The organism is Helicobacter muridarum (assembly GCF_000765805.2).
Taxonomy (GTDB): Bacteria; Campylobacterota; Campylobacteria; order Campylobacterales; family Helicobacteraceae; genus Helicobacter_A; species Helicobacter_A muridarum.
Window position 1 is genome coordinate 26,424 of record NZ_JRPD02000003.1, and the last position, 14,111, is coordinate 40,534.

Below are 14,111 nucleotides of genomic sequence, written 5' to 3' on the forward strand. Positions count from 1 at the left end.
TTTTCTATAAAATCTTGTTTTTTCATTCCCAACCCTTTATAGCTCTAGCAAAGATTCCAAAACTAAATGTTTTTTTATTCATCTCCCCTCCCCAAACACCCGCTTAAAGATAGAATCTACATTTTTTGTATAGTAGCTAAAATCAAAGCATTCTTTAATTGCCTCCTCGCCAATAAGTCCCACAAGCTCACTATCTGCCAAAAGATATTGCAAGTATAAGCTTTCTCCTTTTTCATTCACCACTGCTTTACCATTTTGTAAGTCTTGCCACACTTTCATCGCATTGCGTTGCACGATTTTATAAGCATTTTCGCGGCTCACGCCCTTTTTAGGCAATTCTAATAGAATCCTTTGTGAAAACACAAGCCCACCGGTTAAATTAAGATTTTTCATCATATTTTTAGGATAAACAACAAGCTTTTCTATCAAACCCTTAAGGCGATGAAGCATAAAATCAGTCGTGATAAAAGAATCTGGCAAAATGAATCGCTCAACGCTTGAGTGGCTAATATCCCGCTCGTGCCAAAGGGCAACATTTTCCATTGCTGGAATTGCAAAAGAGCGAATCATTCTGCAAAGCCCTGTGATATTCTCACTTAGTACGGGATTGCGCTTGTGCGGCATCGCGCTACTGCCCTTTTGTCCCTTTTCAAAATATTCCTCTGCTTCATACACTTCTGTGCGTTGCAAATGCCGAATCTCCACCGCAATTTTTTCACAACTACTCGCAAGAAGTGCCAAATCACTCATAAGCCTTGCGTATCTATCCCGCTGAATGACTTGATTACTCACAGGAGCAGGTTTTAAGCCTAAATCTTTGCATACAATCTCTTCTAACTCCATAGGCGTATGGGCGAGATTCCCCATTGCTCCGCTTAATTGCCCCACAGAAATCACTTCTAAAGTAGATTCTAAAGCCTTCAAATGCCGACCCATTTCATCATACCATATTGCCAAAACAAGCCCAAAGGTAATAGGCTCTCCGTGGATTCCATGAGAGCGTCCTACCATAAGCGTATCCTTATACTCATAGGCATGCTTTTTTACCGCCTCTCTTAGCTCCCCTATATCAGATAAAATAATCTTTAAAGAATCCCTCATTTGCAACGCCACAGCGGTATCAATGCAATCACTACTTGTGATTCCATAATGAAACCAGCGGCTTTCCTCCCCCAAAGATTCAGCCACGCTTGTAGTAAAGGCAATTAAATCATGCTTTGTAACCGCTTCAATCTCATCAATACGCTCAATGTTAAATGTTGCATTCTTGCAGATTTTCTCACAATCACTATCCGGGATTAGCCCTAGCTTATTCCACCCACGCACCAAAGCCTTCTCCACCTCTAGCCAAGCAGAATATTTAGCATTTAAATCCCAAAGCTTTTTCATTTTCTCTCTTGCGTATCGCTCTACCATAATAAATCCTCCTTAAAACATATAGGCTTTACTTCTATAATCTACTAGAATCTTTATCAATCATCAAATAATCCTCTATCCTTTGATTTCAATTTCCATTGCCCTGTATCTTTATTCTCATAGGCAAGCTCGTTTAGAATCTCTTTTATAAGCTTATTATTAGCTTGGATTCCATTCTTAAGTAATGGCAAGATACGCAAACAAAGCTCATCAAATTTTACACATTTATTTTCTTTTTGCGCTTTGGTAAGCTCTCCTAAAATATAATACCTCGCTCTCTCCTCTATTGGAATCCCATAGTTTAAAATACTTGCCTCATCTCTTATATGATAGAGTTTAGAGCTTGGCTCGTAATCAAAGCGTTCGTTAATAAGCAAAATCACATTTTCAAACTTTGCCATAAGCTCATAATACCCTCCCTCAATCGCCTTTTTAACAAGATAAGCATGTATAGATTCTAAAGTTGCACCATTATTTGCGACAATAATGTTTTCAATATCCCTATACATTTGCTCTAGGCTTTGCTCTCCTGCTTCTAGCTTTGTTCTTGTCTTTGGATTATCTATCTTTTTAAAATAAATGATAAGCTGTCCCTTTAGCACACGCGTGGGATTTTGCACTTTTTTGAAGCTTGAAATCCCTGTATTTTCTTGGCTCACACAACCTACATATTCAAAGCCTACATTCTCCGCAGATTCGATTAAGATTTGAAAAAGTTTTGGGTCTTGGTGCTGAAATACAAAGGCTAACCAGCGGTTATATTTAAGCACTCTATACATTTCCTTTAAGGATTTTTTCATTAAATCATAATATTCATATTTGCTTTTCTCTAAACTTCCTTTTTCTATACATTCTTTTTCTTTTAAGGCTAAATCCACAGGTAAATCTAACCATACATTCCACATCGTGCTTAAATCAAGATAGGGAATCTTTGCTCCATAAGGGGGATCAGTGTATATGAAATCCACACTTTGAGATTCTATCTCTTTTAAATCTGTCGCATCTGCTTGAAAGATTTTCTCACCATTTGTTTTATTTAACAGCGAATCAGTTTTGTCTAAATTATTTCTTTGCTCTAGTAAAGCACCATTAAAATCCTTAATCACATTTGCAAGAGGATAAAAATAGCTTTGATAAAATAAATCGTTAGGCGCGGATTCTAGCTCTTGTTTGCCAAGCCTTACTCGTTTAATTTTATCTCTATAATGCTGCTCTATGTCTAAAAAAGCTGGTCTTGGAGCAATGCGATAGCGGTAATATTTGTATATACCACTATCACCTGCAGACTTTACAGAATCTGCATAATGAAAAGTTAAGTTACATCTTGTAATAGTATTATAAAACCCCAACATCAACGCATATCTCATATTTCTTTTTATAATTCTTTGCTCTTTACTTCTGCTTGGTGCTGTATGTTTAAAGATAAGTTTTCTAAGTAAGGCTAGTTCTGCTAATTGTTTTTTACTAAAAAGCTTTAATACAGAATCTACATCACTACCTTTAGGTAAAGTCTCATCTTTTGGAATCCAAAGTGTAGAATCCTGCTGCTCTTGTGTTGCAATCTCACCAAACTCGCTATCTAGTGCATTGGGATAATACTTTGCACCTTTTAGAATCTCCTCTGCTTCTTTGTCTGCCTCTTTTTGATTACCTTTAGGTCTTAAGCTTTCAAACTCTTTTAAAATCTCTTCACTTAAGACATAAAACTCACTTAAATCTACTTTTACGCTTAATGCCTTTGTCATAAAGATGCTTAGAGGATTTAAATCTATATGAATCCCTACTCTTCCATTCATCATTGCTTCAATGGCTGTAACTCCACTTCCACCAAAGCTATCAAGGACTACATCACCATCATCAGTGAAGTTTTTGATATTGTGCGTTACAATATCCCAACTCTGCCTTGTAAAGTAAGCTGTGCAACCATAATATCGTGCTTTTTTGCGTTTTTGAGGCTTGAGTATTGCTTTAGGTAATTTTCTATTTAAATACCAACTATCTGGCTTTTTGAGCGTTTTAGAATCTTGGGTTAGAGTTTGCTTTAATGATTCTATGGGTGTAGTAAGGTATTGTTTCAAAAGTAAAAAATCGTTGTTATCTTGTGCTACCCCTTTTGTCCTATTGAGCGTTAGCGAAATATCTTTTTTAGATTCTTCGCTTCGCTCAGAATGACAATTCAAAGAATTAAACAACTCCTTGCAAGAAAATTCTTTTAAAAGATTCTGCCCATTTGTTTCAAAAAGCATAAAGCTTTTACCATTACAAAGCGCATAAAATGGGGCTTTTAGCTCGGGATTAATTGCATAATAAAATGCCTGTCGCTCTGCCTTGCTTTGTGCGCTAATTTCTACTTTTGGAGCTTTTGCGTCCAAAACGCAATGAGGTTTAGAATCAAAATAAAGCACATAATCAGGGAAGCGCGTAAAAGTAATTTTCTCATTACTTCCTAAAATCGTAGGACTTGTAAGCTTCAAGGATAAAGCCATTTCTAGCTTAGAATCCTTATTTATTTCCTTAGATTTATTGCCAGATTCTTTAGAATCTTTTAACACAAAGCCTAGCTCTTTTAAAAGTGGCGCGATAAGTAACTCTCGCACGGAATCCTCTTTGAAATTTTCATCTTCTAAAGCTTGAAAATCAAAAGTATTCATTTTGCTACTCCTTTTATTAAAAGTATTTATGAATCAAATTGATTTTTGCCTTTTGATTCTTACCTTTTGGCAGTCAAAATAAAATTTTATATTTTCTAATCTTATAAAAATTCGCTATTGGTTATATCTAGGCTTAATTTATCAAGAGTGCGATTAAAGCTATCATTCCTGCATAGAATAGGGCATTTGCTACAATCAATTGCGTTATATACTTCTTTTATCCTAGCACCACGCCAAATCTCTTCCAAACTTTGCTCTCTTAAATCTCCTAAAAAATGCTTTTGACTTTGTCTGAAGTGAAGACATGCCCATACTTTGAAATCCGCACTTATTACTGTGCTAAAAAACATACCATGACATTTATTATATCCTCTATCTTTGCTTTCCTTTAATCCTGCCATTTCATTGTATTTTTGATAACTTGCGACAATCTTAAAGTTAGAATCTTCATATTTCTCACGCAAGGATTCTAATTTAGGGATAATGTCTAGCGTATCTCCAGTAAATGGTCTAAACTGCGCAAAATCAACACCTCTATCTTTGACTAGCTTTACAAAAGATTCCATATCACCCTCTGTAATGCTGCTTGTTAGGAATCCTACCCCGAAGCTTATTTTGCTACCTAATCTCTGTTTAGTTTTAGAGAAATTTTCAATATTTTGCAAAGTCTTTTCAAAATGATAGGGTTTCATGCCATGTATCTTTTTATACATTTCTGGACTTCCTGCATCAAGGCTTATTCTAAAATATTCTAAATTTTCTGCTATTACTTCATTAAGATGCTCTTTAAGATTCATTCCATGCGAATTAAGCCCAATATTTTGCCCAGCCTTTTTTAGGAGTTTTATAGCATATTCAAAATATGGCGAGCAGGTAGGCTCTCCCCCGCCACTTAGAATCACTCCTTTATTATCCATGTTTTTTAGATTTTCAACAACATTTTCTACTTGTTCTTTAGTAAGCTCGGCATTGTTTTCATTGTTTCCACAGCAGCCCGGACATCTATGATTGCATTTATTTGTTAAGTCAAGTTCAGTTACGATTAATGTCTTATGAGCATTAAAAAAATAGTCAATTTTATTATGGTAACGCAAAATCTTTTCGCTTGAGTTGAAATTGTTAATTTTCATTGTTATCTCCGTCTTTATGTTTTAAGTATGGAATCAAAACTTGCTAGATTACAGGCTATAGATTGAAATTTATTATTAGGGTTAGACTATGTTAAATTTAAAAGTTTTTCTAGGTATTTCCCATATCCGCTCTTATCTAACTCTTTTGCTCTTTTTAAGAGTGTTTCCTCATCTATCCATTTGTTTTTGTAAGCAATTTCTTCTAGACATGCAATCTTAAATCCTTGTCTACGCTCAATAGTTTGCACAAAGCTACCAGCATCTAATAGGCTATCATTTGTCCCAGTATCAAGCCAAGCAAACCCTCTACCAAATATCTCTACTTTTAGTTTTCCATTCTGAAGATATAATTTATTAATATCGGTAATCTCTAATTCACCTCTTTTTGATGGGATTATTTGCTTGGCATAAGAAATAACATTGTTGTCATAGAAATACAATCCAGTTATAGCATAATTGCTTCTTGGATTTTTAGGCTTTTCTTCTAGACTTATTACCTCTTTGTTTTTATCAAATTCCACTACCCCAAATTGACTAGGATCATTTACCATATATCCAAAAATAACTCCGCCTCCGTGTTTAGTGATATGACTCTTCGCGCTACTTAACATACCGCTAAATCCTTGACCATAAAAAATATTGTCTCCAAGTATTAAGCATACATTATTATCGTTTATGAAGTCCTTGCCAATTATAAATGCTTCTGCTAGCCCATTTGGAAGCTCTTGTATACAATAATCAAATCTCATACCAAGCCATTTACCATCTTTAAATATCTCTTTAAACCTAATAATATCTCTAGGTGTAGAGATGATTAACACTTCCCTAATATTTGCTAGCATAAGTACAGATAGTGGATAGTAAATCATTGGCTTATCATAAATTGGTAGAAGTTGTTTTGAGATGATTTGAGTTGTAGGATATAGTCTAGTTCCACTACCACCAGCTAAAATTATGCCTTTCACATGCTTTTCCTAATGATTTTTAGCTTGCGATTATATCTAAATAAATCAAAGAAGATTTAAAGTTTGTATAATTGCAAAATCTTGTTTTTGGTAGGTTTGAATGCTTTTCTACTATAAGAGTTATGTACTTTTGTTTGCTTTTCTTGCTTTGGTTGGCTGCGTGCGTCAAGATTATAGTGTAAGCAAGGAATCTAGTTTTGAATCTTTGCTTAACCAAAGTAGCCAAGATAAAGATTTATTTGCTTTGGATTCTGTTAGTTCTATAGATTCTGATAATGTTTCTAAATATCAAAGATTAGATTTAGATATTGTTTCTCTCTCACAAAAGATTAATCTTTTTAGTAAATGTTATTACTATGAGGATAGGGGGATCTGCGATAAAATTTTGCAAGGCTTTAAGGAAGAATGTGAAGATGATTTACAAGGGTTTGCTTGCGCGTTAGTTGGAATATCTATTGTAGATAATAAGAGCAATTTAAATACTAGAGATAGAGTTATTGCGTTAAGATATTTTATTGAAGGTTGCAAGTTAAAAGATTCTTTATCTTGCATGTTTTTGCGTAAATTTTATGTTAGTTATGGTTATGAAAAAGAGGCACAAAGACTTCTAGATTCCATAACCAATATATGCGTTAAAGGAGGAGTATTTGAATGTTTTTTATTATCAAATCTATATGAGGGCGATCCTAGCTTTGGTGATTATAGAGAATATATAAAAGAATATAGATTAATGGCTTGCAATCAAGATTTAGCCATTGCATGCGGCTATCTTGATTCTTTGTCTCTACAGAAACAGGATTATAAAATGTATCAAAAGAGGGCTTGCAATCTAGGAATGCTAGCCGCATGTGATTCATCTCGTGAGCTAAATGAGCTTAATATGCGAAGTATGCATTTTAGAATCTTTAGAGTATGGTAACCTATCTTAATAATGCTTATTGCTAAAATATATGCTATTTTGATTTTTTGTGTAATTAACTTTGAAATAAATATTTCAAAACATATTTTATTAAGTTTATACGCACTATATAGTTATATTCTCAATGAATGTAATGTTGTTATCTTGTATAGCTAAGGCGTCAATACAAAAGTTGTAATAATATTTGCGTTTTTCTAAGAATATGTGAATAGTCTTTGTCATCTTTTCTAGCTTAGCTGTAGTAATTTTTAAAAGTGGATTTGGCGATTTAATTGATGATGTTCCCTTGATTTCTATAAAGTGAAGTGTTTCTTCTTTTTGCATAATTAAGTCTATTTCACCATATTGGCTATAAAAATTTCTGTCTATAAAGACAAATCCCCTTTCACATAGATATTTCAGTGCTAGATCTTCATAATGATTACCTATTTTTCTTGTATTTATTGTTCTTCTTTCATTTATTGGCATTATATCTTTCCATATAAATTATGTTAATTGTCTATTTTAGCATTATAATACTAGTTTATCTTTCTATTTAGGGAAGCGCATGAATGAGTTAGACAAGATTATAAAATCTGCTATGCAAGATTTTAAGAATATAAAGAAATATATTCGCAAACGCGATGTTGATTTGTTCTTGCGCATAAGAAATATGAAAAAAAGAGATATAGACTTTTTGGAAGAAATATGTCTAATACATATCAAGAATATTCAGCAAGGTGATAAAATACAGCAAAATTTTTATCAAATGTTAGATAATTTTGTATTTAGTTCTCTTTTGCAGAGGCATTTCTTTTCAAGTTTTGAGTTATTTCGTATTCTTTGTTATAGATTCCATTTATTGCCAAAGAGATTATTTATGCGGGAGGTTAAACGATATTCTCGCAAAATTATTTGTGATAATTTGTCAAAGTTAACATTTTATAAGATTGAAAATGCAGTTAATTTTTTTGCACCATTGCCACTTAACGAAGAGCAATCAGAGGATTATCTAAAAGAATGCTTAAATATACTTTCACATTCAAGAGTAGATACTATAGTTATAAACCCCTTAAATTTAGTTCCAAAGGCACATCTATGTTCTCATAATATGTTGCAAAAAACGCTTATAAGCAATCTTAGAGTTTTGTTTGAAAACTCAAATGGCAAGACAATATTTCTTGAGAATGGATATGAGTTCTTGGATTTGCTTTTGGAATCATTAAAGAATTGTTTAATGGATATTCCGCGTACCATTAAGGTTGGGGTGAGTTTGCAAATATATTATTTGGATTCCATTCAAGGATTGGATAAGCTAGCTGTGCTTAGTAGTCAATTATTAGCCAATGACAAGGAGAAGTTGCTTGTTAGATTTAAAGACATAGATTTTGAATATCAAAAGGAATATTTTACAAATCTACAAAAGTATAAGGCAAATAAGGTATTCGCCAATCATGCAAATAGTCGTGCTAATCTCATGGCATGTTTGGATAGATATAGAGAATATAAGAGGGTTTTAGATGCAAGCCTTAGAAGCTTTGATATATTCATTATTAGCTTATTGTGTATGTGGGGGATGGATTCTAAAATATCTCTTGAAATTGAACCAGAGCTTAATTTTGCGTTTTATAGGCTAGCTAGACAAAAGAATATAAATCTAATTTCAATACAATGCTACACTAAGCATTTTACACAAATGCTAGCATATCGTTTAAAATATGCCCATTCAGAATTTTTACAAGGTATATGTAGTTATATTGATATGCACATAAATAAGCAAGAATGGCAAAAAAAATGCAATGATTTTTCTCATAGTTTTAACATAGCTCAAAAAAGTATTTCAAAAAGAAGCACATTAAGCTCAAATTATCAAAGCATATTAGAATACCCTAAAGATACTATGTCTAACTTATCCTTAGCTGTAGATTCCAAAATAGTTAGCATGAGGCAATATAATTTTGAAACATTTAACTATGAATTGCAAAAGCCATTGAAACTTGATTTGAATAATGATCTTTCTTTTGCGAATAAGTTAGAGTCTTTGCCATGCGATACGCCTAATCGCAATAAGCTAGATGATATAATTTATTTAAATGCCGATGATATGAATCGTTTGACATTACAAAGTATTAGCACGCCAATAGTATTTTCTCTCAATACCCAAAAGGAAAAGGATGCCCTAGCAAAAGCCATATCTAAGAAAGAAGAGATAGAAAGCAATAAAATTAGCATTATGACTAATATTATTTCACTTCTCAAGGATAAAGCTAGCGCGCTATTTGCCACATTATGCCAAATATATCCAGACATGCCCAAAGATATAATAGAAGAGAAAGTTTATCTTTTGATTGATACATTTAAATATTATGGCTATGAATATCGCAATTTGACTAATGAGACAGATTCCGTGCTACTTGCTCCAGTTGGAAATGTTCTAATATATACGAATTCTTTAGATATAAATGAAATAGCTTCATGCGTAGCTGCAAATATCATGATAGGCAATGTTTCTTTTGTAGAGGATTGCTTGCAAGCTAGAATCCTCTATTATCTACTTATGCCAATATTAGATTTTTGTCCATTTATGTCGCTTTATCGCAACTCTCAAATACAAATGCAAGCTCAAATTTTATGTCATGGCGATAAATATACTGAATCTACTAATTCCTTGATTAGTGATAGAGGCGTAGCAGTTGTATTTATTAGTTCATTTTATGATATTTATGAGGCTTTTTGTGAGATTATGAAATCTAGTATTGCAAATCCAATACCCATGTTAATCTATACAGATTCTTATATATACGATGATGCGCAAAAGATCTTTGTCCCGTTAAATGTCTCTTGCTCTAGTCTTGGCGATTTGATAGCTAATCTTCCTAAAAAGACTTCTCATGTAAGTATATTTACATATAACAAAACTGAAATGAATTATGCTATATCGCATATCAATACTTCCATTTGTATTAATGGTAGCTATAAGCTAGCTGTTGTATCAGGTAGTGCTAGAATTTTTCGTGCTGGATATTTGCAACCTTTCTTAAGTCGTTATCTTTTACATAACTTAGTGAGCGCAAATCCTAGCAATGTAATAAAGAAGAATAGTCTTTATTCTGATGTGATTGGTTGCTTTGGCGGGATTCTTAGTGTTGATGAGATTGAGTTCTTATATAACCTAAATCATAATTATAGTCAATACCTAAAGAATCTTGAGCGCACGGCAAGTGTAGATAATCTCTATGAGGTTAAGAAAAATTATAAAATGGTTTTACGTGTATATAATGAAGATGATTTTTTTCATATATGCGTTATTATGTTGGTTGCGCATTTGTTGCAGATTCCAACTAAGATAAGTTTTAGTCCTACATATTTGAGCAAAAATGAGAGTGCTAAATCGCTAGATATAGATAAGTTATCTAAATCTTTCCTAGAGAAATATATCTCTATATTTACATTAGTCATAGAGGAAGAACAAGATTTCCTTAATACTTTAGAAGATGAATCGTTGCTTAGAATTCTTCAAGATGAGGATATATTTTTATCCAAAAATACAAATACCTATAGAGAGCTTAAAACTAGGGGTATAATTGCGGAGTATTCTCTACCAATACTTAATAAGAATCTTGAATTAGAACGTTATGTTTATACACAATATATACAAATAGAGCCAAATATATTTCTACAAACCCAAACAGGCTATAAGATAGAATCATGGCTACATAATTTAACTTTAGAGCAGCAATCTCAAAGGTGATTTTGATTGTTATAAAGTTATTTTGTATTTTAAGCAATCGCAGTTCTTACTATATTAAGAATTTATTGATATGGCTTAGATTCTAAAGTTATTACAAATACCATATTTTGATTTTATAAAAATTTCCATATACTAGTATTAATGCTATAGTTATTATATTTTAGATGTATGGAGTTGTTAAATGAAAAAGTTAGCTTTTGACATAGGTATTGCAAGTATTGGTTGGGCTTTTGTGGAAGATGATGAACTAAGAGATTGTGGAGTAAGAATCTTTACCAAAGCAGAGAATCCAAAAAATGGAAAATCTTTGGCATTGCCGCGTAGAGAGGCACGAGCAGTTAGACGGAGATTAGCACGTAGAAAAACAAGACTTAATTCGCTTAAAAGGTTGCTCTGTAAAGAGTTAGGTTTTAATTTAAATGATTATTTAAGTAATGATGGAGTTTTGCCAAAAGCTTATGAGACGAATAAAGATACTAAAAGTCCATATGAACTGCGCACTTTAGCACTCTCACAAAAATTAGATTCTAAAGATTTTGCAAGAGTGGTTTTGCATATTGCCAAACATCGTGGCTATGGGAACAAACACGCAAAAATAGGTAGCGATAAAGATTCTGGCAAGGTGTTAAGTGCTATTAAGGCGAATAAACAGGCTATGGAGGATAAAGAATACAAAAGTGTGGGCGAATACCTTTATAATGAGTTTTATCAAAAGCAAAGATTAGAAAGCGAGAAAAAAGTTAGTAATCATGCAAGTGAATTTAAAAATGTGCGAAATAAGGGCAAAAGTTATGAGCATTGCGTGGCACAAGAGCAATTAAAGGCAGAGTTAGAACTTATTTTTAAAAGGCAAAGAGAGTTCGGTGTAAGTTTAAGCAAAGAGTTTGAAGATAAAGTTATAGATATTGCCTTTTTTCAACTCCCATTAAAAGATTTTAGCGATAAAGTGGGTGAATGTGTGTTTTGTGAAGGACAAAAACGTGCCCCTAAAGATTCTTTAAGTGCCATGGAATTTGTGGCTTTAACACGTATTATTAATACATTAAGAAACCTTGAAAAACGAATTAGTAATAAAACTTATTCTAAGGAAAAGGTCCAAGAGATTTTGCAAATCGTACTAGATAAAGGTGAGATAAGTTATAAAAAACTACGTGAGATTCTCTCTTTGCCAGATTATGTGCGCTTTAGTGATTCTAAACTTGATTATACTAAAGAATTAAAAGAGGTTGAAAAAGCAAAGTTTATAGAACTTAAAAATCTAAAAGCTTTTAAAAAGGCTTTGGGAAGAAGCTTTGATGAGTTTTCACGAGATAGCCTTGATAAAATTGCAGAAGCTATAGCTTTAAATAAAAGTAGAGAAAATCTAAAAAAGGAATTAGAAAAAAATTTCGCTCAAATCCTTAGACAAGAGCAAAAAGAAGCCCTAAGTGATTTAAGCTTTGCAAAACATATTGATTTAAGTCTAAAGGCTTTGAATGAAATTTTGCCCTTTATGCGAGGGGAGAGTTCTAATGAATGTTTGCGCTATGATGAGGCAGTAGAGAGAGCGGGGTTAAAAGAAATTGCAAAAAATAAAGAGCAAGGGAATTTCTTATTAGCATTAAAGGAATATGAGCCATATTTGGCAAATCCTGTAGTAGCAAGAGCATTAAGTGAATATCGTAAGGTGCTAAACGCTTTGCTTAGAAAGTATGGGCAAGTGCATAAGATTCACTTAGAATTTACGCGTGAGGTAAATTTAAGCCATGAAGAAAGAAAAAAGGTAGAAAAAGAGCAACAAGCAAATTTTACTAAAAATCAAGAAGCAGAAAAACTTTGTAAAGAAATAGGGCTACATATAAGTAAGGATAGCATTCTTAAAGCAAAGTTGTTTATAGAACAAGGAGAGTTTTGTGCGTATAGTTGTTATAAAATAACCTCTGATCATCTAAAAGATCCTAATATGCTTCAAATTGACCATATTTATCCGTATTCTCGTAGTTTTGATGACAGCTATATGAATAAGGTACTTGTTTTTAACAAAGAAAATCAAAACAAGGGAAATAGAACTCCTTTTGAAGCTTTTGGAAGTGATAAAGATAAATGGGAGAAAATATTAAGTCTAGCAGATAGACTGCCTAAAGCTAAAAGAAAGAGAATTTATAATAAAGATTTTAAAGACAAAGAAGCTGGATTTATCTTAAGAAATATTGTTGATACAGGTTATATAGCGCGTCTAGCAAGTCAATGGACAAAGCATTGCTTGAAGTTTTTGCCTTTAAGTGAAAATGAAGTAACTATAGCTGGAGAAAAGGGTTCTAAGGTGCATGTAGAAATAATAAGCGGAAAACTTACTTCAATGCTTAGGCATTATTGGGGTTTGGGCAATAAAGATAGATCCAATCATCTCCATCATGCAGTTGATGCAATAATTATTGCTTATGCAAGTGCCAAAACTATCAAGGCATTTGCAGACTTTAGAGCAAATCAAGATAAGAACACAGCAGAATTTTATGCTGAACAAATTTCAGAATTGGAATATGTAGAAAAAAGAGCATTTTTTAATCCCTGCAAAAACTTTAGAAAAAAAGTTTTAGAAAAATTAAATTCTATATTTGTGTCAAAGCCTCCTAGAAAAAGGGCTAGAGGAGCATTGCATGAGGAAACATTTTATTCTTTTGATGATAAAAATCTTTTAAAAAGTTATGGTGGTGAAAAGGGAATACAAAAGGCGATAGAGCTTGGCAAGATTCGCCAAATTGGCACAAAGATTGTGAGCAATGGAACTATGGTTAGGGTAGATATTTTTAAAGACAAAAAAGGCAAATTCTATGGTGTGCCTATTTACACAATGGACTTTGCCCTTGGAATCTTGCCCAATAAGGCTGTGGTAGGTGGCAAAGACAAAGAGGGTGTGATTAAGGACTGGAAAGAGATGGATTCTAATTATGAGTTTTGTTTTAGTATCTTTAAGGACGACTTGATTTTAGTGCAGAAAAATGAAATGGAAGAGGCAGAGTTGTGCTACTATAAAAGATTTAAAACCTCTGGAGCTTCGATAGAAGTTGTTAAGCATGATAATAGGGTAGATAATATAACCGAAAATCAAGAAAAGATTTTTAAATTGAAATTTGATAATGGCAAAAAAATACTAGATGAAAGTTTAATTGCAATCCAAAATCTCAAAATCTTTGAAAAATACCAAGTTTCTCCACTAGGCGAAGTGCAAAAGGCAGAATTTATACCACGTCAGAGTATATCTCTTAAATCTACACCCAATAAAAATAAGCTAAATAAAGTCAATGAAGTAAAAAGTTAGAG

Annotated in this window: 8 protein-coding genes; 3 read left to right on the plus strand and 5 right to left on the minus strand. The window is 32.8% G+C overall.

Annotated features, from left to right (window positions below):
• Nucleotides 1–78: 78 nt before the first annotated feature.
• The 4 genes from purB to rfbA all read right to left on the minus strand — a co-directional run bounded on the left by purB (nucleotide 79) and on the right by rfbA (nucleotide 6,162).
• Entirely contained in the window at nucleotides 79–1,416 is a 1,338-nt protein-coding gene (gene purB / locus LS73_RS02040) for an adenylosuccinate lyase (protein ID WP_034557551.1), read from the minus strand.
• 56 nt (nucleotides 1,417–1,472) lie between these two features.
• Nucleotides 1,473–4,067 carry a DNA methyltransferase gene (locus LS73_RS02045; protein ID WP_104692256.1) on the minus strand — a complete coding sequence of 865 codons (2,595 nt, stop codon included), beginning with the start codon at nucleotides 4,065–4,067 and terminating at the stop codon, nucleotides 1,473–1,475.
• 101 nt (nucleotides 4,068–4,168) lie between these two features.
• Nucleotides 4,169–5,197 carry a radical SAM protein gene (locus LS73_RS02050; protein WP_104692255.1) on the minus strand — a complete coding sequence of 343 codons (1,029 nt, stop codon included), beginning with the start codon at nucleotides 5,195–5,197 and terminating at the stop codon, nucleotides 4,169–4,171.
• 86 nt (nucleotides 5,198–5,283) lie between these two features.
• A complete protein-coding gene (rfbA, locus tag LS73_RS02055) occupies nucleotides 5,284–6,162 on the minus strand; it encodes a glucose-1-phosphate thymidylyltransferase RfbA (RefSeq protein ID WP_034557000.1) in 879 nt (292 codons plus the stop codon).
• 130 nt (nucleotides 6,163–6,292) lie between these two features.
• Between rfbA and LS73_RS02060 the strand changes: the two genes are divergently transcribed.
• Entirely contained in the window at nucleotides 6,293–7,081 is a 789-nt protein-coding gene (locus tag LS73_RS02060; RefSeq protein WP_138069971.1) for a sel1 repeat family protein, read from the plus strand.
• Between the two features lie 105 nt (nucleotides 7,082–7,186).
• Here LS73_RS02060 and LS73_RS02065 read toward each other — a convergent pair whose 3' ends face one another.
• Nucleotides 7,187–7,549, minus strand: coding sequence for a YraN family protein (locus LS73_RS02065; protein ID WP_052089480.1), 363 nt, complete (start codon nucleotides 7,547–7,549; stop codon nucleotides 7,187–7,189).
• Nucleotides 7,550–7,628: 79 nt separating this feature from the next.
• Here LS73_RS02065 and LS73_RS02070 point away from each other — a divergent pair, with 79 nt between their 5' ends.
• Both LS73_RS02070 and cas9 read left to right on the plus strand, forming a co-directional pair.
• A complete protein-coding gene (locus tag LS73_RS02070) occupies nucleotides 7,629–10,811 on the plus strand; it encodes a hypothetical protein (RefSeq protein ID WP_104692254.1) in 3,183 nt (1,060 codons plus the stop codon).
• A 181-nt stretch (nucleotides 10,812–10,992) separates the two neighbouring features.
• A complete protein-coding gene (gene cas9, locus LS73_RS02075; RefSeq protein WP_052089481.1) occupies nucleotides 10,993–14,109 on the plus strand; it encodes a type II CRISPR RNA-guided endonuclease Cas9 in 3,117 nt (1,038 codons plus the stop codon).
• Nucleotides 14,110–14,111: the final 2 nt, after the last annotated feature.